This is a genomic window from Pseudovibrio sp. W74, from assembly GCF_001623085.1.
Taxonomy (GTDB): Bacteria; Pseudomonadota; Alphaproteobacteria; order Rhizobiales; family Stappiaceae; genus Pseudovibrio.
Window position 1 is genome coordinate 210,676 of sequence record NZ_LMCJ01000017.1, and the last position, 23,304, is coordinate 233,979.

Sequence of the window (23,304 nt, forward strand, 5' to 3'; positions counted from 1 at the left end):
ATGGCGCTCGCCGGCGGGTTTGTGTTAACACTAAAGGACAAGGGCTCCCGGTTTTCAACTCGCGTTGAAAAACAACCACTTACAAGTAAGTGGGCCGGCGAAAGCGGTCACACTTGTCCAAATTCGGTATCGTAACAGTCGCTTGATATAACAAACGCGAACTCCGAAGGCTGTTATGAAACAGCTGAATTCCGGGCGCGTTCGACGATATCCACAGCCGCACGAAATGCGGAGTCTATATCCATTTCTGTCGTATCAAGCAAGTGTGCATTTTCAGCGGGTTTTAATGGAGAGTCTTTTCTGGTGCTATCGCGCTCGTCACGACGCTCCAGATCCACTAGGATTTCATTAAAATCTGCTGGAATTCCCTTGCCGTTCAACTCGTCTGTCCGGCGCTTTGCACGGGCGGCCGGAGAAGCGGTAATGAACAGTTTCGCGGTCGCGTCCGGGCACACAACAGTCCCGATATCACGGCCATCTAAAACAGCACCTGGCTCTTGCTCAGCAAACGCACGCTGAAGGCTCACCAGTTCCTCGCGCAGGCCAGAAAGAACTGCAATGCGAGAGGCCGCCTCACCAATTTCATGGGAAGAGAGCTGATTGCGATCCAAATTACCCAGATCAAGGTTCTGGGCGACAGAGATTGCAACGTTTTCATCACCAAGTGGCAAGCCGCGCGCAAGCAGCGCAGCGGCGACAGCACGATACGTCAAACCAGTATCCAGATGGCGGAGTCCAAAATGCGCAGCGAGCTGGCGTGCGAGCGTTCCCTTGCCAGATGCCGCTGGTCCATCCAGAGCAATAATCATGCAGCTTCCTCATTTTTATTTTCAAGCTTGCCACCCAGCTCACCAAACATGGAGAGGAAGGTTGGGAAGCTTGTCGCGATTGGCGCTGCATCATCGACCTGAACCGGCTTGTGTGCAGCGAGCCCCAGAATAAGGAAGCTCATTGCGATCCGGTGATCCAGATGTGTTGTAACAGTGCCACCGCCAATATTGTTTGCCCCACCAGTAACAGTCAGACTGTCCTGTTTTTCAACGCACGGAATACCGTTTGCTTCCAAACCACGTGCAACAGCAGCCAGGCGGTCTGACTCTTTGACACGCAGTTCTTCAAGACCAAGCATGACAGTGTCACCTTGAGCAAAAGCAGCAGCAACAGAAAGAATTGGATATTCATCAATCATGGAAGGTGCTCGGTCCGCTGGAACCGTAATACCCTTTAATCGCGAATACTTGGCGCGAATATCGCCAATCTTTTCTCCGCCGCTTTCCCGTTCATTCGAGATGGTAATGTCTGCGCCCATTTCAAGCAGACTAGTAATAAGTCCAATGCGATGCTCATTCAAAAGCACACCTTCAACGGTGACATCAGAACCCGATGTGATCAGGGCAGCAACAATCGGGAAGGCAGCTGAAGACGGGTCACCAGGAACCGTAATATCCTGAGGCTGCAGCTTCGGTTGGCCTTGCAGCGTGATGATACGCTCACCGCTCTCGTTCACTTCAACCTTCAGGTCTGCGCCAAAACCAACCAGCATTTTCTCTGTATGGTCACGTGTCGCAACAGGTTCGATAACAGTTGTTGTACCAGCGGTATTCAAACCAGCCAGCAACACAGCGGATTTCACCTGCGCAGATGCCATTGGCACGCGGTAAGTGATTGGAATTGGTGTGTCACTACCGCGGATAGAGGCTGGCAGACGGTCGCCGTTACGCGCAACAACCTGAACACCCATCTCACGCAACGGGTTAAGGACGCGACCCATTGGGCGTCCAGATAGCGAGGCATCGCCAGTCATGGTGACGGCAATCGGGTGGCTCGCAAAAATACCCATTGCCAGACGTACGCCTGTACCCGCGTTTCCAAAGTCAATAGGAGCTTCCGGCTCAAGCAGGCTACCCAGTCCTACACCCTCAACCGTCCATGTGTCATCTTCCTGACGAACACACTTGGCGCCAACCGCATTCATAGCATTTGCTGTGCCAATCACATCTTCTGATTCGAGAAGGCCAGAGATGGTGGTTTTGCCAAGCGCCAACGCGCCAAACATCAGAGAACGATGGGAGATAGACTTGTCACCTGGAACTTTGATTTGACCATTGAGCGGAGAGCCGCTGTGAGCGGTCACAATTTGCGGTGACGAATTATGGGACATGTTCATTTCCGGGGTTGCGAGACTTAAAAAACTAGTTCCTCCTAGCACGGAAGAAAAAGACAGTCACCCTAGGGCGCATTGAACTATTGCGAAATTTCGGCAGTGAATGTACGACTTCGGGTAGATTTCTAAGATTTATCTTTGACATGATGGCCAACCTGAGGCTAAGGGGGCCGTCAACGAGATACAAACAAAGGTGAGAACCGTGGCAAGACCGGAACTCGGAACCAAGCGCCTGTGCGCGGCGTGTGGCGCTAAATACTACGATTTGAAACGTGACCCGATCATCTGTCCTAAGTGCGGCGACATGTTTGATCTGGGCATGACAGCAAAAACAGCCAAGGCTGTAAAAGCTGTTCAGAAAGAAGAAGCTAAGGAAGCATTGGTCAAAGACGATGCAGAACTGGTTTCTCTGGAAGAAGCAGACGCTGAAGCATCTGGTGAAGATATTCCTGAGCTGGAAGATGAAACGATCACTGATGATATCAGTGGTGATGACTCCGATGTGTTCCTCGACGATGAAGATGATGAAGACGCTGCCGTACCAGGCATCGTTGTGGCTCGCGACGACGACGAAGTCTAAAATTTCCACAGCTTGTGAAACTGCAGGCTGTTAAGAGAGTATTCTCTTGAAATGTGGGGGCGGCCCATCTATGTTCCGCCTCCATCGGCACACAAACTTCATTGAAGTTTCAGTGCCTAAGGAAGAAATGATGGGGCCTTAGCTCAGCTGGGAGAGCGCTTCGCTGGCAGCGAAGAGGTCAGGAGTTCGATCCTCCTAGGCTCCACCAAAGACATTTTACAAAAATGTCTGATGTTCTGCGAAGAATGTCTAGTATTTCGCGAGAAATGCACACCTTCCTTGAAGATTGCGTAGCAGGGCAACCCAAGCCCGTTTCAAATGCTACATGGTATGGGGCCTTAGCTCAGCTGGGAGAGCGCTTCGCTGGCAGCGAAGAGGTCAGGAGTTCGATCCTCCTAGGCTCCACCAAAATCATTCTGCCAAAAAATTCAGCTAAGAATATCCGGCTCTTTCAAAAAAGCTCCCAACAATGCTTTTAGTTTATACCTGATCGTCCTCTCAACGTTTTGGGCTGACTTTACGTCGTTTTTGAACGTGTTTGATAAACAAAGCCAATCTCGCGGCAATGATGCTTTGCGCACTATGAGAATTGAAGCTCTATCGCCATTGATACGCAAGGAAATTGCTATACATCTGCCGCAACTGGTTCTTTTGAGCAGAGGCTGTCGATGACTGCACCCGTTGTTATCCATTGGTTCCGTCAGGATCTTCGTTTGAGTGATAATCCTGCTCTGACTGCGGCCTGCGAAGCCGGCGCGGTTATTCCACTCTACATCCTGACTGACGGCGAAAAAGGCGCGCGCGAACATGGTGGAGCGACGCTGAACTGGCTGCACCATTCTTTAAAAGCTCTCAATAAAAGCTTGAAGGGGCAGCTGTTGATAATGCGTGGTGACCCATCTGTCATTATCAAGACCCTTCTTCAGGAGACGGAAGGGACGGGCGTTTTCTGGAACAGATGCTACGAGCCCTGGCGCATAGAACATGATGCACAGCTGAAGTCTGAGTTGGAAGAGACTGGCGTAACTGCTAAGAGCTTCAACGGTTCGCTTCTTTGGGAACCATGGCAAGTGGCAAAGCCAGATGGTGACCCATACAAAGTCTTCACTCCGTTTTATCGTAAAGGTTGTCTGCAGGCTTCAGAGCCGCGTAAGCCCATACCTACCCCTGAACCTATGCAGTTGCATCAGGTGAGTACAAATGGAGCGCTGTCTCTTGATGACCTGGGACTGATCGACAACCGTCCATGGTCAGCGCGACTGAGCAACTGTTGGGAGCATGGAGAGCAGGCGGCACAAAACAGGCTCTATTCGTTTCTCGAAGACGGTATCTCCAATTACAAGGAGGGGCGTAATTTCCCCGCTCTCACGCATACTTCACGGCTTTCGCCTCACCTGCATTTTGGAGAGATTTCGCCCAATCAAGTCTGGTGGGCGCTCAATATGCACGAAGAGACACATGACATTGACCATTTCCGGAGCGAGTTAGGCTGGCGTGAGTTCTCTTATTCCCTGCTGTTCCATAACCCAACGCTTCCTCAAAACAATCTCAATACTAAATTCGATCGCTTTCCGTGGGTTTCTGACGACCAACGCTTGTTGGCTTGGCAAAACGGGCAGACGGGTATCCCAATCGTAGATGCAAGTATGCGCGAGTTGTGGCAAACCGGTTATATGCATAACCGCCTGCGGATGGTCGTCGGCTCGTTCCTCGTAAAGAACCTGCTGCTGGATTGGCGCTCAGGTGAGGCATGGTTTTGGGATTGCCTGGTGGATGCAGATCTCGCCAACAACTGTGCAAGCTGGCAATGGATTGCTGGCTGTGGTGCAGATGCAGCCCCGTACTTCCGTATCTTCAATCCCGTGCTACAGGGCGAGAAGTTTGATGGCCACGGTGATTACACCCGTCGCTTTCTCCCGGAGCTCAAAGAATTGCCGGACAAATACCTCTACAAACCATGGGGAGCTCCCAAGGACATCCTGCAAGATGCAGGTGTTGTCCTAGGAAAAACGTATCCGCTGCCAGTCGTTGATCTCAAAAAATCACGAGATGAAGCGCTGCGTGCTTTTGAGGAAACAAAATAAAATTCAGAACAGAGTGATCTGCCTTCAATACCGGTCAGTATAAGAACTTGTGCGCGGCAGGATGTCGCAGTCAAATCTAATGTAATTCCCTGGTTTACATCTCTGGGGAGTGGAGGGTTCTATGCGTTTATCTATGATTTCTTTTGTAAGCTCGCTTGTTCTTGTTGGATCAGTAAGTGCTAATGCAGGAACTATTGTAGAAGTAGCTCAAGGGGCAGGGCAGTTTAACACCCTTATCGCTGCAGCTCAGGCCGCTGGTTTGGACGGCGCATTAGCGAACGGTGAAAATCTGACGGTCTTTGCTCCGACCGATGAAGCGTTTGCTGCTCTTCCGGATGGAACAGTAGAAATGTTGCTGAAGCCTGAGAACAAGGATCAGTTGATCGCGGTCCTGAGCTATCATGTCCTGCCACGAAAGCTCGCGTCCACTGACCTTCCAGGCCGGACAATTCATGTGAAGACAATCAAGGGTTCTGGAGACAAGACACTTTCCGTCTCAAAAACATCGTCAGGTGTGACAGTCGACAAGGCAAACGTGATCAGCGCCGATATTCCTGCAGATAATGGAATTATCCATGTGGTCGATGCAGTATTGCTACCCTCCAACTAGTTTGGGGCATATCTTCAGTCTGAAGAAGCTCAACTTGGGGGCGTGGAGCGTAAGTTTCGCGCCTTCAGTGCTGTCACAAAACGCGATTAGATGACTCTATTTGATTGAAACGAATACATTTCATCTTTTCGAGCATGCAAACTTTTGCATTAGAAGTTGCATTCGGTGAGTTGCACACAGTGCGCCTGTGGATAAGTTTGAGCGCCTTTCGCATTCGAAAAACTGCGCCTTAAAGCATTAAGACAGCTCATCCGCAGAAACGTGCAAGGCGCAAAAATAGATTTTATTCGCCGTCTAGGTATTTCTCCTTTATATCAAGTGATTAGCCGACAAATTTTTGCATAATGCTCAACATTCGAAATCTTTCGTATCGAATTTTTTCGAAACAAAACTTCCAATTTTAGACACTTCAATCATGCTGAACGGCAGAAAATATTGCATAAAAAACAGTCGCCTTGGATCGGTTTCACTTTTCCGAAACATGACAATCTCATGATAATTATGAAAAAAAACGAAGATCCAATTGCAATTCATCGAAACTTCAAGAAACTGTCATCCTAGTGTGAAACACCTAAGTGATATCGCAGATGAGGCGTAGGGGATGGATCGTCACTGCGATGGATCAGGTGTTAACTCCGCTTCGCATGTTAGATTTTTTCAACTTTCCCAATGGGGGGCAACAAAAATGACTCTTCGTAAAGCAACTGGTGTCGCAACCTTTGCAGCACTCGCAATGTCTTCAACAGCATCTTTCGCTGCGACAGAAATCAACTGGTGGCACGCAATGGGCGGCCGTCTGGGTGAAGTTGTCAACGAAATCTCCACCAAATACAATGCGTCTCAGGACGCGTGTCAGCTGACCCCAGTCTATAAAGGTAACTACGAAGAAACCTTGACTGCTGGTATTGCGGCATTCCGTGCTGGCGAACAGCCAAACATTCTTCAGGTATTTGATGCAGGTTCCGCTACCATCATCGGTGCAAAGGGCGCAGTTGTTCCAGCTGAAGACCTTCTGAAAGACGCTGGTGTTGAATTCAACATCGAAGATTACATTGCTGGTGTTCGTTACTTCTACGCTGACGCAGCTGGCAAAATGATCGGCATGCCGTTCAACTCCTCTACCCCGATCCTCTACTACAACGTAGAAGCACTGGCGAAAGTAGGCGTTGAAGCTCCTAAGACTTGGGAAGAGTTCGAAGCGATCGCTCCTAAGCTGAAGGCTGCTGGTTATATTCCTTTGGCACAGTCACACCTGCCATGGATCTTCACCGAAAACTTCATGTCCCGCCACAACCTGCCATTCGCAACCAACAACAACGGTTACGACGGCGCGAAAGGCACTAAGATCCTCGTGAACAACGATGCGATCAAAATGCACTTCACAAAGGTTAAAGGCTGGCTCGACGCTGAGCTGTTCGGTTACTACGGCACTGGCTGGGGTGACAACCAGAAGGTATTCCAGGACGGTTCCGCTGCAATGTGGCTCGGTTCTTCAGGTTCCTTCGGTGGCCTGACAAAATCCACAGACTTCAAATTCTCCGCAACCTACCTGCCTCATTGGGCTTCTGTTAGCGAAACAGGCACCAACACCTTCATCGGTGGCGCTGCACTCTTCGCAATGTCCGGTAAGCCAAAAGCAGAAAACGACTGTGTTGCGAACTTCTACTCCTTCCTGACTTCCGCAGAAATGCAGTACTACTGGCACCAGGAAACTGGTTACGTGCCAATCACCAACGCTGCATATGAGCTGGCAACTAAGGATGGGTACTACGACCGCGTACCTGCAGCTGAAATCGGCATCAAGCAGCTGACACTGCCAGGTGGAGACAACACCAAGGGTTACCGCATGGGCTTCTACGTTCAGGTGCGTGACGTGATGAACCGTGAATACGGTAAAATCTTCTCCGGTGACAAATCCGTAGACGACGCATTCCAGACCATCGAAGACGAAGCTAACAAGCTTCTGGCTCGCTTTGCTAAGACGTCTAACTAAGACTTAGCATTGAGACTTTCGCTAAGACCGGAGACGCTTTTAAGTGTCTCCGGTCTCAGGTTGTTTTGGAAATAGAATGTTCCCATGCGTCAAAGAGCGCAGTGAGCTTTTCTGAACAAGCGGTCAGGCTTGCTAAGCAACCGGCCACCACAACGAAAACAGCGACCAGGCCAGTCCATGAAACGAGTTCAATTCTCACATCCATTGATGCCATACATGCTGCTGCTTCCGCAGTTGGCAATTGTTGGCGTCTTCTTTCTGTGGCCAGCCGCAGAAGCAATCAGGGCGTCTTTCTATCTTGAAGACCCGTTTGGCTTCGGCTCCACCTTTGTTGGCCTAGACAACTTTAAAGATGTTGTTTCCGCGAGCGAGTACAGCAGAACTGCATGGTTCACGCTGATCTTCTCAGCTGCGGTGACATTCTTTTCTCTCAGCATTGCTCTTTTGCTGGCAGTCAAAGCAGACAACGTTATCAAAGGCGCCTCCACATACCGCACTCTGCTCATGTGGGTTTATGCGATCGCCCCTCCCGTCGCAGGCCTTGTAGGCGTGATGCTGTTTGACCAGCACATTGGCCCACTCAACGATCTTGCCCACGCCCTTGGTTGGAACATGCAGATCGGTGTGAACTATTTTGATACTGCATTTGCTATGACCGTGATTGCGGTTTGGAAGCAAATTCCGATCAACTTCATCTTCTTCCTCTCTGGTCTCCAGAGTGTTCCAAAATCCGTTCAGGAAGCAGCTGCGGTTGATTGTAGATCTTCTTCACGTCGCTTCTGGACTGTGACTTTCCCACTGTTGGCTCCAACCAGCTTCTTCCTGCTGATCATCAACATCACTTACGCGCTCTTTGATACATTCGGTATTATCGATCTGGTGCTTAAGGGTGAGCCAGGCAACAACCCTGTAACGCTCGTTTATAAGGTGTTCCTTGATGGCTTCCGCGGAAACGACCTTGGTGGGTCCTCAGCACAGTCTGTGATCTTGATGATACTCGTGTTCGCTCTCACTGTGGTTCAATTCCGCATGATCGAACGTCGCGTGCACTACAGTTAAGGAGGGATAGATGAAACGCTCACAGTTTTGGGATCACGTGATCCTCGTTCTCGGCGCCCTCTTTATGCTGGTGCCAGTTGTCTACGCACTCATGACGTCCAGTCATGATGCTGTATCCATTTACAAAGATGGCCTTCAGCTCTCTCCAGGCGGCCATTTCGTTGACACTTATAAGCAGGTGTTGACAGAAGCTGGCGGTTTTACCAAGTCTGTGACTGGTCTGACTATGCTGTGGAACTCTTTGGTTCTCGGCCTCGGCTTTGCCTTCGGTAAGATCATCATTTCCATGCTCGCGGCTTACGCAATCGTGTATTTCCGTTTCCCGCTTGGAACGTTCTTCTTCTGGATCATCTTCTCCACCCTGCTGCTACCTCTGGAAGTGCGCATTCTGCCTTCCTACGAGATCGTACAGGGCCTCGGTATGGCGAACACCTATTCAGGCCTGATCATCCCATTGATTGCGTCTGCAACAGGCACTTTCTACTTCCGCCAGTTCTTTAAGTCCGTTCCGGATGAGCTGGTTGAAGCTGCGCGTATCGATGGTGCAGGACCGCTGAAGTTCTTCATCGACATTCTTGTTCCACTCTCCAAGACCATGATTGCTGCAATCTTCATCATCATGTTCGTGTTTGGTTGGAACCAATACCTCTGGCCAACACTCATCACCACAGATGAAAGCCTCTTCACGCTGGTGCGTGGTATGAAGCAGATTCTGCAGGTGTGGATTGGTGCGCAGATCCCAGATACGAACCAGGCAATGGCGCTTGCAGTACTTGCAATGCTTCCACCTGTTCTGATCGTGGTGATCTTCCAGTCTTGGTTTGTTAAAGGGCTCGTGGAAAGCGAGAAATAAAAATGGCAGGCATTCAACTTAATACCCTTCGCAAAATCTACGCAGGCAACGTAGAAGCGGTAAAAGGCATCTCCATCGACATTAAGGATGGTGAGTTCATTGTTCTCGTCGGCCCTTCCGGTTGCGGTAAGTCCACTCTGCTGCGCATGGTGGCAGGTCTGGAAACCATCACAGATGGTGAGCTGTTCATCGGGGATCGCCTGGTCAACAATGTAGAGCCCGCTGATCGTGACATCGCAATGGTGTTCCAGAACTATGCGCTCTATCCGCACATGACCGTTTACGGCAACCTCGCGTATGGCCTGAAAAACCGCAGCATCCCTAAGGATGAGATCGAAAAGCGCGTTCGCAAAGCGGCTGAAATTCTGGAAATCGGAGATTTCCTTGATCGTCGGCCACGTCAACTTTCCGGTGGTCAGCGCCAGCGTGTTGCAATGGGTCGCGCGATTGTTCGCGAACCTGCCGCGTTCCTGTTCGATGAGCCTCTGTCTAACCTTGATGCAAAGCTGCGTGTGCAGATGCGCATGGAGATCAAGAAGCTTCAGAAAGAACTAGGCACCACAAGCCTGTACGTGACCCACGATCAGCTTGAAGCAATGACACTGGCAGATCGCCTCGTTGTTCTCAGCGGCGGTGTTGTAGAGCAGATCGGGTCTCCGATTGATGTCTACGAAAAGCCAGCGTCTACATTCGTTGCGACCTTCATCGGCTCTCCTGCGATGAACCTGCTGCCTCTGGCAAAGAGCGGCAATGAGTGGAAACTCGACAATGGCGCAACCGTTGACGTGAAACTGAACACAGATCTGTCTGACCTGATCCTCGGCGTTCGTCCGGAAGATTTGGTCATTGAAGAGCTGAGCGAGAAGTTCGACTCCGGACTGCACACTGCACTGACCGTGCATGTTGTTGAGCCTGTGGGCGCTGAGAGCTACGTTCACGGCACCATTGGTGAAGGCAGCGTTGATGTTGTTGTTCGTGCTCCTGGTAAGCTGCACTTCGAGCCAGGCCAGATCCTGAAAGTGACAGCAAAGCCAGAAAAGCTGCACACGTTTGACACCAAATCCGGCAAACGTATCGAGCTGGAAGGCGCACTCGAAACAGCTTAAACGCTGCTCAGATAGAACTTTCAAAAGGCCCGGCATCTGCTGGGCCTTTTTTGTGTGGTACACATAGATGCAGTCGAAAACCTGTGCCATTTTATCGCACATGAGCGAACTTCTCTTCTCAAAAACAAAACTTGATGTAAATACTCATATTTAGCCAGCGCATTGCGAGCCAACCAAATTAACAAAGCTAGGTTGACCGATGAAAGCTGCGCTGGAAAAATTCTTCGCTCAGGAAACAGACGATCCTCTCCGCTATGCATTTGAGCGCCGTGGTGCCCATATGCTCGGCTCTGCTGGTGAGGCTGTATCGGAAGAGGAGCACCAGCTTGTTTGGCAGGAAATTCAAAAGCCCAAACGGTCAGGCATGGCCGTCATGTATTTGCATGTCCCATTTTGCGCCAACCATTGCTTGTTCTGCGGGTTCTACCGCAACAAATGGCATGAAGAACACTCAGCCCCATATGCTGATGCATTAATCAAAGAACTTGAGCTGGAGGCATCTTCCACCGCTTCTCAAAGCTCACCAATCAACGCCGTTTATTTTGGCGGCGGCACTCCGACAGCTTTGCATGCCAATGACCTTGCAAGAGTGATACGTCGTATCCGAGAACTTTATCCTCTCTCAGCCGATTGTGAGATCACAGTTGAGGGACGCATCTTTCACTTTGATGATGACAAGATTGATGCCTGTCTGGATGCAGGTGCCAACCGCTTTTCAACTGGAGTTCAATCCTTCAACACCAAAGTCCGCAAGCGGCAGGGTCGTAAGGCGAGCGGATCAGAAGCAATCCGCTTTTTTGAAGGCCTGAGAGACCGTAACCGTGCTGCAATCGTCTGTGACCTGATATTAGGTCTGCCCTATCAAACCGCAGAAATCTGGCGTGATGATTTAAGAACTGTTGTGGATCTGGGCTTGGATGGTGTCGATCTATACACACTCGCAGTCTTTCCCGGCAGTCCCCTTTCAAAAGCGATTGAGAAGGGGGCTTGTGATCCTGCAGCGACCTTACCGCAGCAGGGAGCCATGTACGGCGAGGGTTTAGAGTACATGCACCGCCAAGGTTGGAAACAGATCTCTTCCAGTCATTGGGGCCGACAGACCCGCGAGCGCAATCTTTACAACACATTGATCAAGTCCGGTGCGGACTGCCTAGCCTTCGGTTCCGGGGCAGGCGGCAACATCAACGGATATTCCTACGGCATCCATGGAGGAATCGTGGACTACATGCGGTGTCTGGAGGAGGGGGAGAAGCCATTGTCGCGTTTGCACAGGACCGACCCAATGTCTTCTCCCCTCAATTTCCTGGCTGCTGGAATAGAAGAGATGCGCCTCGACCTCGGGCATCTGGAGCGCACAGAAGTCAGCGCCCGTGGTTTTCGCAAATCCATAGACTCATTGTTGAGTAACTGGCAGTGCTCTGGCCTGATCGCGGGTGAGGAGCTCATCTCCCTCACCACAGCAGGGCGCTTCTGGCACCAAACCCTTCTCACTTATCTCAAGGCTGCCTTTAAGCTGCATTCCCCAAGCTTGCAGCCAGAAACCAAAACCTATCAGGAAGAGGCAGCATGAACGCACAAATCACAGAGCTAAAAGAGAAACTTGCAGAAAACCCCGCAGGCATTCTGGAGAGCATTGCCAAGGAGCACGGCCTCTCAATGGCTGACACAATCCGCTGCTTGCCAGAAGAAATGTGGCGTGAACATTCAGGCGAACGTTTTGACGAGGTGATCAAGGCGATCCCTGCCTGGGGCAACGTCACAAGCATCGCAAACACTGGAGACATGATCTTTGAAGTGAAAGGTCCGTTCCCGGAAGGCAGCTATGCGCGCGGGTTCTATAATCTTAAGCAGACAGAAGGCGGCTTCTCCGGCCATATCAAGGCAGATGCGTGCCACTCTATCATGTTCTTGAAGCGCCCATTCTTCTCCAAGCTGGCGGTGTCCATCAATTTCCTGAATGCAGATGGTAACTGTTATCTGAAAATCTTCCTTGGCCGTGATGAGGAAGGTCAGATCAAGCCGGATCAGATTGAGAAGTTTGATGAACTCGCGAGCTGGTGAGTTGGTGAGCCTGTGAGACGTCGAAAATCACAGACCACCGATTTCGCTCACGGTGATCTGTGAAAAGCAGAAGTCGGGGCATTGCCCCGGCTTTTCTGTTTGGCGTTGAGGATCAAACAAGCATCGCCATTACGAGATAACTGGCCATCCCATAAAGGCTGAGCAAGCTCAGGCTCATAAACAAGCCTCGTAGGCCGGTTTGGGCTGACAGATAGCTGTAAGTGTAGCCAAGCCGGGCAACGGCAAATCCAACTATCCAAACCTGCACCATAAGAGTGGCAGGCGAAACGACAGCCACAACAGTTGCCAACAGCACAAAGTAGACCATGTTCTCGGTGGTGTTGCGATGAGCATTGTGACGACGTTCCAGCGCGTCACGAGCATCCTGAGCAATTGAAGACGGACGCCCGCCTTTCTGCTCCCATTCTTCTGGTGTTGTCGCCAGATCATGCTTAGCGCGCGTGAGCTCAGTGACAGTCATCAGCCAGGTATGATTGCCAAGAAGCAGGACCGCAGCGATGATCAAGGCTTCGATTGCTTCTGGAGAGGGAAGAGTGATGACGAGCGGTTTAATGCCGAAGACGAACAAGTTGATGAGCAGGCTGATAGCGATCAGCGCAAACGGATAAGCCTTCACCATCAAAGTGGCACGTGAGTTATCTACCTCAGCAATATCCATTCCTATCACTCCCCTTGAAGCAACTTTCTCCAAAAGCAGACGCTACGATTTCTTAAGGGGGACGTAAACCTGTCATTCCCGGCATGGCAGCAGAGAAGCGAACCGAAGGACCAAACAGACCAAAGGCTCAAGGTCGCACTGTTTAAAGTCCTGCGAGTTTACCACCCAAGCTTGTCGTGGGGCCTGAGAATGCCGTTGCGATCCGGGAGAATTAATTGAGTATCATTAAGTTAACTTGAAACCTTCGCCGCTAACCGCCATATTCCAGAGGAAAGACCGAGGGCGAGATGCTCTCACACCGGATGCCTAATGAGGGTCTGGAGCTGGGTCGCTTGAAGAAGGACTTGGATTATGACGCGAGTATCTGCGTTTTCGAGCCCATTTATGTTGGGGTTCGATGATATTGAGCGCGTATTGGACAGGGTGAGCAAAGCAGCCAATGACGGCTACCCACCCTACAATATTGAACGCCTCGTTGCCACTGAAGAGAAAGGTGAAGTCATCCGCATCACGCTTGCGGTTGCTGGCTTCACACGTGACCAACTGGATGTTTCTGTTGAGGAAAGCCAATTGGTAATCCGTGGTCGCCAACAAGAAGACAAAACTCGCCAATACCTACACAGGGGTATAGCTGCACGACAGTTCCAACGCGCATTTGTGTTGGCCGAAGGCATTGAGATTTTAGGGGCAGACCTGCGAGATGGTCTGTTGTCTATTGATCTTGCTCGTCCTGAGCCAGAGCGTATCGTTCGCCGGATTGAAATCTCGGCGGGGGACTGAATTAAAGGAGCAATCCTTTCTTCGCGCTGATCTGAATATTGAAGCGTATCTCCGGAAAGCGGAAAATCGATTTTTGGGCAAAGATGCGCGCGACAATAAAGACTTAGAGCTTGAAGCGAAAACATGCGCAGCCTGCTCTAGTAACTCTCAAGGAGAAGGCGATGACACGCGCCCCTTCTGTGCTGGCCGACGACCCGTACGAAAATTTTGAAGAACTCGGAGCTGGTGAAGTCGCCTATGTTAGGCGCGTTTCTCCAAATGATCTGAAGAAGATGTTCCCTGATGCAGAGCTGCAGGATGCAGACCTTCCTGCTTGGGCTCTTTTGGCTGCTGACGGAACACCACTGGTTCTGACTGATACACGCAATGCAGCAATTGCAAACGCAATTGAGAATGATCTGGAAGCTTTGAGCGTCCACTAAACCAATTACTGGGAGCTCTCAGAGGGAGTAATAGAGAAAGACAGCGTTTCACAGCGTAGAAAAACTCTTCAGACCCAGTGAATTAGGCAAAGAAAAAGCCTGGATTGGAATGCGTCCGATCCAGGCTTTTTTGTTTTTGAGCTGACGTGCCTCAGGCTGCGTTAGGCGAAGCCTGTGGGTGGGTCAGAATAGAATAAATTGCAGCAGCATCTGTTGTTGCGCGCAGCTTGCTTGCAACATCAGAATCCCTCAAAAGTCGTGCAACACGTGCCAGAGCTTTCAAGTGGTCCGCTCCAGCGCCTTCTGGCGCAAGCAAAACAAAGATCAGATCAACAGGCTGGTCATCCAAGCTGTCGAACTCGATCGGTTTGTCCAGTCGCGCAAACAGGCCGTGTAACCCGTCAAGGTCCACGATTTTTCCATGCGGAATTGCAATGCCGTTTCCGACACCTGTAGAGCCGAGACGTTCGCGTTGCAGCAGCGTATCAAAGATATCGCGCTCAGTTTCTCCGCAAATCTCAGAGGCCCGTTCTGCAAGTTCCTGCAGGGCTTGTTTCTTGCTGTTTGCCTTGAGGTTGGCAATGACAGCCTCAGGACGAAGAAGTTCGTTCAGATCCATTCCTTGATCCGTGTCCATGCAAAATACAAAGCCGGTGAAAACCGGCTTTGTACAGGGTCGTGATGACCATGATTATCAGTTAGGAGCAGCCCCGTTAGCGAGATTTGGATCAATCCAGCCAACGTTTCCATCGTGACGACGGAATACGACATTTACCTCACCATTACCAGCGTTGCGGAACACTACAACGGGAGCTTCACTTAAATCTAGCTCCATAACTGCCATTCCGACAGTCAGTGTTTTCACTTTCGCTTCAGTTTCTGCAACCACAAGTGGGCTGTAGTCGGCGGGTACCTCTTCTTCCTGCTCAGGATCAGCAAGAACATACGATGTTGCGCCGTATGTTTCCCACTCTGCAGGGAGGCCATTTGTGTGGTGGTCGTTTAACTTTCTGTTGTAGCGCCTTAGCCTTTTCTCAATGCGTTCGGCTGCTTTGTCGAAACTTTGTCGCGGATCCTGACTGTCACCCGAAACCTGAAGCACAACTCCCGTGCTGAGGTGGACTGTGCAGTCGGATCGGAAGCCTGAGCCTTCGCGAGCGATTGTCACATGACCCGTGTATGCTCCTGGGAAATATTTATCCAGTGCATCGGAAATCCGGTCTTCGACGTGTGTCCTGGTTGCGTCACCAATGTCCACGTTCCTCCCCGAAATTCTAATTGTCATGGGAACCTCTTATGTTGTGTCGACTTATTCGCTGACAGGTTCTTCAGCCAAAGAGCAAAGAACCCTTCAACACATGTAGTTTGGACCAGCTAAGTTTAAAGTGCTACTGTTTTCGAGTTCTTATAAAAATCTATGAGAACAGAAAAACATCCTATAGAGGTTATTAACTGATCGGGACCCTATTATGTCTCATTGAAACCATGAGAAATATCAGTGGGTTAGGCTAAGCTTTTCTTTTCTCTCCGACGCTGAACTGAGCTCGGAATCTTTAATGCTTCCCGATACTTAGCTACAGTTCGTCGCGCTATATCCACACCGTCGTCTTTCAAAATTTTCACAAGAGCGTCATCTGAAAGAATCTTCTTCGGATCTTCGGCGTCAATAAGTTGCTTAACTCGATAGCGTACTGATTCCGCTGAGTGCGATTCACCGCCCTCAGAAGAGGCAATTGCGGCAGAAAAAAAGTATTTCAGCTCGAAAATGCCACGTGGCGTAGCGATGTATTTGTTGGATGTGACACGGCTGACGGTGGATTCATGCATGCCAATGGCGTCTGCCACAACGCGCAGATTCATTGGCCGAAGGTGCTGTACACCATAAGTAAGAAAACCGTCCTGTTGACGAACAATCTCAGAGGACACCTTCAGAATTGTCCGCGCCCGCTGATCAAGGCTTTTGACCAGCCAGTTTGCGGTCTGCAGGCTATCGGTGAAGTACGCCAGTTCCTTATCGTTTCTGGAGCCCTGAGAAATCTCGGAGTAGTAACTCTGGCTCACCAGAACCTTAGGCAGGCTCTCTGTGTTGAGCTCAACGGTCCAGCCTCCATCTGAAGCAGGCCGAACAAATGCATCTGGCACAATTGGCTGGGTAATTTCGGTATTGAATGCAGCGCCAGGCTTCGGATTGAGCTCTTTGATCTCAAGGATCATGTCCTTGAGGTCTTCATCATCCACTTTGCAAATACGTTTGAGCTTTACGAGGTCATGCAAAGCCAGCAACTCAATGTTCTCGACCAGCGCCTGCATGGCAGGGTCGTAGCGGTCTTTTTCTTTGAGTTGCAGTTTTAGGCACTCAGACAAATCACGCGCAAACACACCAACCGGATCAAGCGCCTGCAAAGTAAGAATAACCCGCTCCAGATCTCGCTCCGAAACCCCGAGGCGCTCAGACATCTCAGCACCGTCAATGCGCAGATAGCCATTTTCATCGATGCAATCGACGAGTTGATGAGCGATCAGAACATCGGCTGGGTTCGTGAGCACAAAACCGAGCTGTTCCTGAAGATGCTCACTCAGGGAGATTTCTGCGGCGACAAACGCTTCAAGATTGTAGTCAGAGGCTCCTGAGGAAGTGCTGTGGCTCGGTGCTTGCCAGTTATCCGCCTTCTGCTGAACCGGATCAACGGCCTGGTGCTCGCCGTTATCATCAGGGAAGACGTTAGAGAGTTCAGAATCCAGATTGCTCGATATTGCTTCCGGAGTTGTTTCCAGCTCGTTATTGAGCCAATCCCCCTCCTGCATCTCTGCAGGGCCACTGTCAGCTTCTGGAGTACTTTCTGAATTGGAGGTCTCTCCAGCGGGTCCAGCACCATCCGGGCTGTCATCTCGCTCTAGAAAGGGGTTACTTTCCAACTCACTATTAACGTGTGCAATCAGGTCCACATTCGACAGCTGCAACAGCTTGATCGCCTGCATCAGTTGCGGCGTCATGACAAGCTGTTGGCTTTGTCTGAATTCTAATTTTGGACCGATTGCCATAGAGTTGTTTCGTCCTCCAAGTGCTGCAAGCTAGCCTGCAACACTCTTCTACGCAATTCGGCATAGGTTGGAAATCAAAGAGTGAACTGTTCCCCGAGATACAAACGCCTTACATCCGGATCTGCAACGATCTGATGTGGCTTGCCTTCTGTCAGAACTTCACCTGCCGCGATAATATATGCGCGGTCAATCAGCCCAAGCGTTTCACGAACGTTGTGGTCTGTAATCAGCACGCCGATGCCACGTTGGGTCAAATGACGTACGAGCTGCTGAATGTCACCCACCGCGATCGGGTCAATACCCGCAAACGGCTCATCAAGCAGCATAAAGGACGGGCGAGTTGCCAAAGCGCGTGCAATCTCAACGCGACGGCGCTCACCACCACTGAGTGCGATACTTGGTGATTTACGCAGGTGTGTGACACCAAATTCGGTCAGGAGCGAGTCGAGATCTTCCTCACGACGCTTCTTGTTCGGCTCCACCACTTCCAGAACAGCACGAATGTTGTCTTCAACAGAGAGACCACGGAAAATCGAGGCTTCCTGAGGCAGATAACCAACACCCAGACGCGCACGGCGGTACATTGGCAGCTGCGTCATGTCGAAGTTGTCGAGGCGAATTGAACCATGATCCGGACGAATAAGACCGGTGATCATATAAAAGCAGGTTGTCTTACCAGCTCCGTTTGGACCCAGCAGTCCCACAGCTTCGCCACGCCGCACATTCAAGCTGACATGTTTGACAACCTGACGACGTCCGTAACTCTTGCCGATGCCATCAACTTCAAGCACCGCCTCTGATGGGTCGGCGTACTTGATGCCTTCTGGCTGGTGCGTTGGGATCTGAGGATCAATTGGGTGTGCACTCAAGAGCGTGGCCTATTTTGCTTTAGTTCTTATTTTCAAGGCTGTTTGGCTGCAAAAGCATCCGCACACGACCGGTGTTACCGCCAGTTTCGCTGGAATCCAGGTTCGCTTTGCCTGTCTCCAGGTTGATCACAAGGCGCTTGCCAACAATTACGTTTGGTCCCTGGCTGAGAACAACGCGCTTACCGGTCATCACAACAACCTGCTTGTCCATATCAAAGCTGGCATCGTCACCGGTTGCGACCTGATCCTTAGAGGAAATCAGAACCTTACCTTTTGCTTCAAGACGGGAAATGGACTGTTGGACAGCCTGGCCATCCGCTGTGCCATTGGCCATAGAGCCAGCATAAAACACGATCAAGCGCTGGGTTTCCAGCTTGGTTTCACCTTGGGTAACAACAACATTGCCGCTGAAGATAGCGCTTTTGTCTTTGTCACGAACCTGAAGGTTAGTCGCTTCAATCTCAATAGGTTCTTTATTGTTAGAACCAAATCCGGCAAATGAATCGGAGAACGTTTGTGCGTGGGCCATTCCAGCCAGCCCGAATGCCATAAGACAAGATAGAGAGAATATTCTCATCCGGTTAATCATTGACCGTTCTCCAGTGCCCAGGGCAGAAGCTTCATCTTGACGCCCCGGCGAAAATTCAAAACATTGTTTTTCTGATCAAATTCCATAGATCCAGCATCGATATAGCCACCATCAGACATGACATCAACTGTATCGTTGGTCTGGATTGTACCTGTCTTCATATCGATATCGAGATACTCAAATTCTGCGGAATAGCCTTTACTGTACGCGACCGTAATCCCATTGGTGAGATTCAGGGTTTCCATCTCTGTATCAAACGTCCCGTTTCGAGAGGTGATACTAACAGTTTCCCCGGGAGCTATTGTGATTTCGGCCACAATATTCTCCAAATCAATCACTTGCGGGTTTGTGATACGCTGAATAGCCCGATCCGCCTGAACGTTGTATGAACGATCACCATCATTTCCCGACAGATGAGGGTTAGACATGACCAGTCCTTCGGTTGTCAGGCTGATATCTCCAATGCTCAGTCCGGCAAGAATGTTCTGGAAAACGATCATGCCAATCACACCAGCGGCGATCAGTAATCCGCCAGCAGGAAGAGCAAATCGTAGAATGCGAACGAGAATGGAATGTCGACGCGCAGATTTGCGCGCTTTTTCAAGCCGTGTTTGCGCTTCATTCGCAAACTCTTTGGGCATGTTTTCCATTGTTGTCATTCATAGTCCTGGAACATTCTGGACGCGATGTAGACGGGGATCGCTGTCCGGTTGCCATTTTCCGGTCTCTCGTACAGTGAGTAACCAGTATCTTACAGGCACAAGCCGCTTCCGTTGATACGCAAATTTTCAGGTAAAAACCCGAAAGGAAGCAGTAAGTACACACTAGCTGCCTAAATGGGGGGGCTTCAACAAATTACAAATGCTGAAGCCCATTAAACCGCAAATACTGGTAGAAAACTCGAGTTTCACTTAAGAATGTGCGAAAATATCGTTCTCAGGCCATCCTGCAAGGTCAAGCTGCGCGCGTGTCGGCAGAAATTCGAAGCACTTCTGCGCAATTTCGGTACGCTCTTCACGTTCCAGCATAAATTCAAGGCGTTCTTTAAGCTTATGAAGGTGCAGAACATCTGATGCAGCATAGGCCAGCTGTGCATCTGTCAGCTTTTCAGCTGCCCAATCAGAGCTCTGCTGCTGTTTGGAAAGGTCAACACCAATCAACTCGCGGCAGAGATCTTTCAGTCCGTGACGGTCTGTGTAGGTGCGCACGAGCTTGGAAGCGATTTTTGTGCACCAGACCGGAGAAACGGAAATGTCCAGATACTCTTTCAATATGGCAACATCAAAGCGGGCAAAGTGAAAAATCTTTGGCTTGCTTTCATCTTCAAACAGCGCTTGCAAATTAGGAGCAACCAGCTGGCCGCGCTCAATCTGCACCACGTCAGCAGAGCCGTCGCCAGAAGAAAGCTGTACAACGCACAACCGATCCCGGTGTGGGTTCAGACCTAGAGTCTCGGAGTCTACTGCAACAGCGTCAGCTGAAGCATAGTTGGAAAGGTCTGGAAGATCGTTCTTGTGATATCTGATTGTCATTGTTGCTCTCGAAGAATAAGCGCGATTTGGTACATGAGACGTGTTTTGTCTCTTCTACACCAAACGGTCAAGTTACTCTGTAATTTTTAGGGAGAGCTTTGTGAAGAAAAGATGGTGCCCAGAAGAGGACTCGAACCTCCACGCCCTTGCGGGCACTAGCACCTGAAGCTAGCGCGTCTACCAATTCCGCCATCTGGGCATATCATCTTTTTCTTTCAGAGGGTTGCTGCTTGGCAGCGCCGCTCTGTGAGGCTGGGTTCTAGTGATCTGGGTTGAGATTGTCAATCACACATTTGCAAAGAGTTTTAATTTCTCCACAGAGTGCCTTCACATCCCAAAACCTTGAGCGTATTAACATCCCATGAATTATAGCTTTTTTGAGGGTTATGCGCGCTAATACGCGTACCTGCAAAATTTTGGCAAAGGTGGATGAAAATGGCGCAAGCGCTTAACGGGAAACTTATAACCGTTTTTGGCGGGTCAGGATTTATTGGTCGTCACGTTATCAGGATCTTAGCAGAGCGCGGATACAGCGTCCGCGCCGCTGTTCGTCATCCTGACCTTGCAGAGCATTTGCAGCCGCTGGGGGCTGTTGGGCAAATCATGCCTGTCGCTGCGAGCGTGCGTAACAAAAAATCTGTCGAGCGCGCCGTTGAAGGCGCCTGCGCAGTCATCAACCTTGTGGGTATTCTCTATGAGAGTGGTGCTCAGAAGTTTGACAGTGTTCAGGCAAAAGGCCCTGCAACAGTGGCCGAGGTCTGCAAAGAGCAGGGCATTGATAATCTGGTGCACGTTTCTGCAATTGGCGCGGACGAAAATAGCCCGGCTGTTTATGCAAGAACAAAAGCTGCAGGCGAAAAGGCCGTTCTGGATGCAATGCCAGATGCCGTCATCTTCCGTCCGTCCATTGTATTTGGCCCCGAAGATGATTTCTTCAACCGCTTCGGCAGTATGGCGCAGCTCTTCCCGGTATTGCCTCTGATTGGCGGCGGTCACACCAAATTCCAGCCTGTTTATGTGGGTGATGTTGCGCTCGCTATTGCGAATGCCATCGAGGGCAAGGCTGAAGCTGGCAAAATTTACGAGCTAGGCGGCCCTCAGGTCGCGACCTTTAAGGAATGCTTGCAGCTGCTGATGCAGGTCATTCATCGCAAACGCATGCTGGTTACTTTGCCGTTCCTGATTGCCCGTATTCAGGCAAAGTTCATGCAGATGCTGCCAAAGCCAATGTTGACAGTTGATCAGGTCAATCTGCTGAAGAGCGATAACGTTGTAAGCAAGGAAGCCCAGTCGGAGAAGCGTACTTTTGAAGGGCTTGGCATTGAGCCGCATTCCATGGAAGCAATTCTACCAACGTATCTCGATAAGTTCCGCCCACATGGGCAGTACGATGCAAAAAGACCTGCTAAGTCATAGTGATTTTTAGATTTTAAGCCACAAAGCCCCGCCTCTGGCGGGGTTTTTTCGTGCCTGAGACGACTGTGATTTGCGTAGTCGCAACCTCAATGGAGCGGCTCATTCAATTTTAACCTAAGCTCACAGGTGCTGCATAAGCATATGTTCACCACCAGTTCTAAAAGCCGTCCTGCCTTCATCATACTAGCGCATATTGTTCGATACTAAGTAGTTTCCTTAGCAGTAGAGCTTTCAAAACTGGAATGAGATCATGCCGCTGACCGACTTGACCCCAGAAGAGCATCGATGGACAGAGGATATGTTTAAACTCCTGCGTATCAATGCAGGCGGTGCAGAAGGTGCAGAAGGTGCAGAGACAGGCGAAGCATCAGCTGAAGCTGCCTTACCTGCGGACTTTTCTCAGCTAGAGCATTCTATTTCTGAACTAAATGCTAAAAGTGACATTCTGAGAAATTATAAGGCACTGAATTCATCTTTCAAAAAATGCGATAAAGCGACTCAATCCGCTCTCAAGGCGGCTCTGGCTGCGATCCATGACAAGAATGAGAATGCTGTTATCTCTACCGTCTCTCTCTTGCAAAAGTGCGTTTCGGAACACTCAGAACTGATCAATGATGCAGAAAGAACGCTCTCTGAACTGTCCGATGAAGTGGGCGGTCTGCGAGAAGAATACAATGAACATGCAGACCGTAAGGGCGAGTTTGTGAAGCGTGCTTATTTTAGTAAGGCCAATGCTAAAAAGCTTAACAAGTTCACATCAGCTTGTGAGGATGTAAACAAGGAGCTCGCCCACGCAGAAGCATGCGTTCAGGCCCGCAATATTGATGATGTCAACAAGGCACTGAAGCCAGGCAACAAAGCCCTTCAAAAGCTCCGTAAAGAGATGGATTGGCTGGATTCAGCGGAAGCAAGCAAGCCTGAAAGCAAACGTATGGGCGATGAAAAGCTTCAGGGTAGCCTTACTGCTGACTATGATAAAAAGAGAGAGAGCTGGCGCCCGCAGGTTTGCTACAACGCGGCAATGAAAGTCGGTGTCATAGAGGGCAACCTGCCAGAGTTTTTGCGATCGAGCCTGATGGGGGAGAACAAGGTAAATGGCTACCCGGAAGGATATCCAAAACTAATGGGCGTATCTCCCGAAACAGTCGAAAAAGAGTTTGACCACACCAAAGTGGAAGAGTCTGGTGTTCTCAATTTTGTTGATGATAAAACGGGCCACATCTCTCATACCGCCTATCTTCAAAAGACGGACAAAGGATCCGTCGAGCTTTATCACACCAACTGTCAAACACTGGACATGGCCTTGCTGCGTAAAGATCAGGATATTCCAAAATCTGGACTGGTTACTCATTACGAGCTCAGCGATCCCGACACACAGAACAGGTTTCAGGAATGGTTGAACAAAGGGTACAGCTTCAAACATACCCCGGCTTCTGATCTGAAATAAAAAAGCGCCGCATGTTTG

General features: G+C 50.2%; 23 protein-coding genes and 3 tRNA genes. 15 read left to right on the forward strand and 11 right to left on the reverse strand.

Features of this window, described 5'->3' with window-relative positions; translation table 11 throughout:
* Nucleotides 1–173: 173 nt before the first annotated feature.
* Both cmk and aroA read right to left on the reverse strand, forming a co-directional pair.
* A complete protein-coding gene (gene cmk, locus PsW74_RS12280) occupies nucleotides 174–809 on the reverse strand; it encodes a (d)CMP kinase (RefSeq protein WP_063286511.1) in 636 nt (211 codons plus the stop codon).
* Entirely contained in the window at nucleotides 806–2,161 is a 1,356-nt protein-coding gene (aroA, locus tag PsW74_RS12285; protein WP_063286572.1) for a 3-phosphoshikimate 1-carboxyvinyltransferase, read from the reverse strand. The genes cmk and aroA overlap by 4 nt, the downstream gene beginning before the upstream one ends.
* Nucleotides 2,162–2,366: 205 nt before the next feature.
* Here aroA and PsW74_RS12290 point away from each other — a divergent pair, with 205 nt between their 5' ends.
* From PsW74_RS12290 to hutX, 11 genes are all read left to right on the forward strand, one after another.
* On the forward strand, nucleotides 2,367–2,744 hold the full coding sequence (locus tag PsW74_RS12290; protein WP_063286512.1) for a TIGR02300 family protein: 378 nt from the start codon (nucleotides 2,367–2,369) through the stop codon (nucleotides 2,742–2,744).
* 132 nt (nucleotides 2,745–2,876) lie between these two features.
* Nucleotides 2,877–2,952 (forward strand) — tRNA-Ala (locus tag PsW74_RS12295).
* Between the two features lie 124 nt (nucleotides 2,953–3,076).
* Nucleotides 3,077–3,152, forward strand: a tRNA-Ala gene (locus PsW74_RS12300).
* 260 nt (nucleotides 3,153–3,412) lie between these two features.
* Entirely contained in the window at nucleotides 3,413–4,828 is a 1,416-nt protein-coding gene (locus PsW74_RS12305; protein WP_063286513.1) for a deoxyribodipyrimidine photo-lyase, read from the forward strand.
* A gap of 121 nt (nucleotides 4,829–4,949) precedes the next feature.
* Nucleotides 4,950–5,438, forward strand: a complete 489-nt coding sequence (locus PsW74_RS12310; RefSeq protein WP_063286514.1) for a fasciclin domain-containing protein — start codon at nucleotides 4,950–4,952, stop codon at nucleotides 5,436–5,438.
* Nucleotides 5,439–6,123: 685 nt separating this feature from the next.
* Nucleotides 6,124–7,431, forward strand: coding sequence for an extracellular solute-binding protein (locus PsW74_RS12320; protein ID WP_063286516.1), 1,308 nt, complete (start codon nucleotides 6,124–6,126; stop codon nucleotides 7,429–7,431).
* 177 nt (nucleotides 7,432–7,608) lie between these two features.
* A complete protein-coding gene (locus PsW74_RS12325; protein ID WP_057462725.1) occupies nucleotides 7,609–8,490 on the forward strand; it encodes an ABC transporter permease subunit in 882 nt (293 codons plus the stop codon).
* Nucleotides 8,491–8,500: 10 nt separating this feature from the next.
* Nucleotides 8,501–9,343: a sn-glycerol-3-phosphate ABC transporter permease UgpE gene (gene ugpE, locus PsW74_RS12330; protein WP_057462726.1), complete on the forward strand. Its 843-nt coding sequence runs from the start codon at nucleotides 8,501–8,503 to the stop codon at nucleotides 9,341–9,343.
* A 2-nt stretch (nucleotides 9,344–9,345) separates the two neighbouring features.
* Complete coding sequence (locus PsW74_RS12335; protein ID WP_057462727.1) at nucleotides 9,346–10,449, forward strand: sn-glycerol-3-phosphate import ATP-binding protein UgpC; 1,104 nt, start codon at nucleotides 9,346–9,348, stop codon at nucleotides 10,447–10,449.
* A gap of 199 nt (nucleotides 10,450–10,648) precedes the next feature.
* The gene (hutW, locus tag PsW74_RS12340) at nucleotides 10,649–12,019 is read left to right on the forward strand and encodes a heme anaerobic degradation radical SAM methyltransferase ChuW/HutW (RefSeq protein WP_063286517.1); all 1,371 of its coding nucleotides are present in this window, start codon (nucleotides 10,649–10,651) and stop codon (nucleotides 12,017–12,019) included.
* Nucleotides 12,016–12,510 carry a heme utilization cystosolic carrier protein HutX gene (hutX, locus tag PsW74_RS12345; protein ID WP_063286518.1) on the forward strand — a complete coding sequence of 165 codons (495 nt, stop codon included), beginning with the start codon at nucleotides 12,016–12,018 and terminating at the stop codon, nucleotides 12,508–12,510. The genes hutW and hutX overlap by 4 nt, the downstream gene beginning before the upstream one ends.
* A 112-nt stretch (nucleotides 12,511–12,622) precedes the next feature.
* Here hutX and PsW74_RS12350 read toward each other — a convergent pair whose 3' ends face one another.
* A complete protein-coding gene (locus tag PsW74_RS12350; protein ID WP_063286519.1) occupies nucleotides 12,623–13,189 on the reverse strand; it encodes an MAPEG family protein in 567 nt (188 codons plus the stop codon).
* 351 nt (nucleotides 13,190–13,540) lie between these two features.
* Here PsW74_RS12350 and PsW74_RS12355 point away from each other — a divergent pair, with 351 nt between their 5' ends.
* Together PsW74_RS12355 and PsW74_RS12360 are read left to right on the forward strand one after the other, a co-directional pair.
* Nucleotides 13,541–13,969: an Hsp20 family protein gene (locus tag PsW74_RS12355; RefSeq protein ID WP_057462731.1), complete on the forward strand. Its 429-nt coding sequence runs from the start codon at nucleotides 13,541–13,543 to the stop codon at nucleotides 13,967–13,969.
* 161 nt (nucleotides 13,970–14,130) lie between these two features.
* On the forward strand, nucleotides 14,131–14,391 hold the full coding sequence (locus PsW74_RS12360; RefSeq protein WP_008548441.1) for a DUF1150 domain-containing protein: 261 nt from the start codon (nucleotides 14,131–14,133) through the stop codon (nucleotides 14,389–14,391).
* Between the two features lie 151 nt (nucleotides 14,392–14,542).
* Here the strand turns inward: PsW74_RS12360 and ptsN are convergent, their stop codons facing one another.
* The 8 genes from ptsN to PsW74_RS12400 form a co-directional block, all read right to left on the reverse strand.
* Nucleotides 14,543–15,010: a PTS IIA-like nitrogen regulatory protein PtsN gene (gene ptsN / locus PsW74_RS12365; protein ID WP_057462732.1), complete on the reverse strand. Its 468-nt coding sequence runs from the start codon at nucleotides 15,008–15,010 to the stop codon at nucleotides 14,543–14,545.
* A gap of 75 nt (nucleotides 15,011–15,085) precedes the next feature.
* Nucleotides 15,086–15,676, reverse strand: coding sequence for a ribosome-associated translation inhibitor RaiA (raiA, locus tag PsW74_RS12370; RefSeq protein ID WP_082596743.1), 591 nt, complete (start codon nucleotides 15,674–15,676; stop codon nucleotides 15,086–15,088).
* A gap of 218 nt (nucleotides 15,677–15,894) precedes the next feature.
* Entirely contained in the window at nucleotides 15,895–17,433 is a 1,539-nt protein-coding gene (rpoN, locus tag PsW74_RS12375) for an RNA polymerase factor sigma-54 (protein ID WP_063286520.1), read from the reverse strand.
* 74 nt (nucleotides 17,434–17,507) lie between these two features.
* A complete protein-coding gene (gene lptB / locus PsW74_RS12380) occupies nucleotides 17,508–18,251 on the reverse strand; it encodes an LPS export ABC transporter ATP-binding protein (protein WP_244271713.1) in 744 nt (247 codons plus the stop codon).
* A 70-nt stretch (nucleotides 18,252–18,321) separates the two neighbouring features.
* Nucleotides 18,322–18,891: a lipopolysaccharide transport periplasmic protein LptA gene (lptA, locus tag PsW74_RS12385; RefSeq protein WP_208981640.1), complete on the reverse strand. Its 570-nt coding sequence runs from the start codon at nucleotides 18,889–18,891 to the stop codon at nucleotides 18,322–18,324.
* On the reverse strand, nucleotides 18,888–19,550 hold the full coding sequence (lptC, locus tag PsW74_RS12390; RefSeq protein WP_208980846.1) for an LPS export ABC transporter periplasmic protein LptC: 663 nt from the start codon (nucleotides 19,548–19,550) through the stop codon (nucleotides 18,888–18,890). Before lptC ends, lptA begins: the two co-directional genes overlap by 4 nt.
* 252 nt (nucleotides 19,551–19,802) lie before the next feature.
* Nucleotides 19,803–20,423 carry a ribonuclease D gene (locus PsW74_RS12395; RefSeq protein ID WP_057462737.1) on the reverse strand — a complete coding sequence of 207 codons (621 nt, stop codon included), beginning with the start codon at nucleotides 20,421–20,423 and terminating at the stop codon, nucleotides 19,803–19,805.
* Nucleotides 20,424–20,535: 112 nt separating this feature from the next.
* Nucleotides 20,536–20,622: transfer RNA gene (locus tag PsW74_RS12400), tRNA-Leu, on the reverse strand.
* A gap of 230 nt (nucleotides 20,623–20,852) precedes the next feature.
* Between PsW74_RS12400 and PsW74_RS12405 the strand changes: the two genes are divergently transcribed.
* Complete coding sequence (locus PsW74_RS12405) at nucleotides 20,853–21,839, forward strand: complex I NDUFA9 subunit family protein (protein WP_082830549.1); 987 nt, start codon at nucleotides 20,853–20,855, stop codon at nucleotides 21,837–21,839.
* Between the two features lie 250 nt (nucleotides 21,840–22,089).
* Nucleotides 22,090–23,286 carry a hypothetical protein gene (locus tag PsW74_RS12410; RefSeq protein ID WP_063286522.1) on the forward strand — a complete coding sequence of 399 codons (1,197 nt, stop codon included), beginning with the start codon at nucleotides 22,090–22,092 and terminating at the stop codon, nucleotides 23,284–23,286.
* The last annotated feature ends 18 nt before the right edge of the window (nucleotides 23,287–23,304 follow it).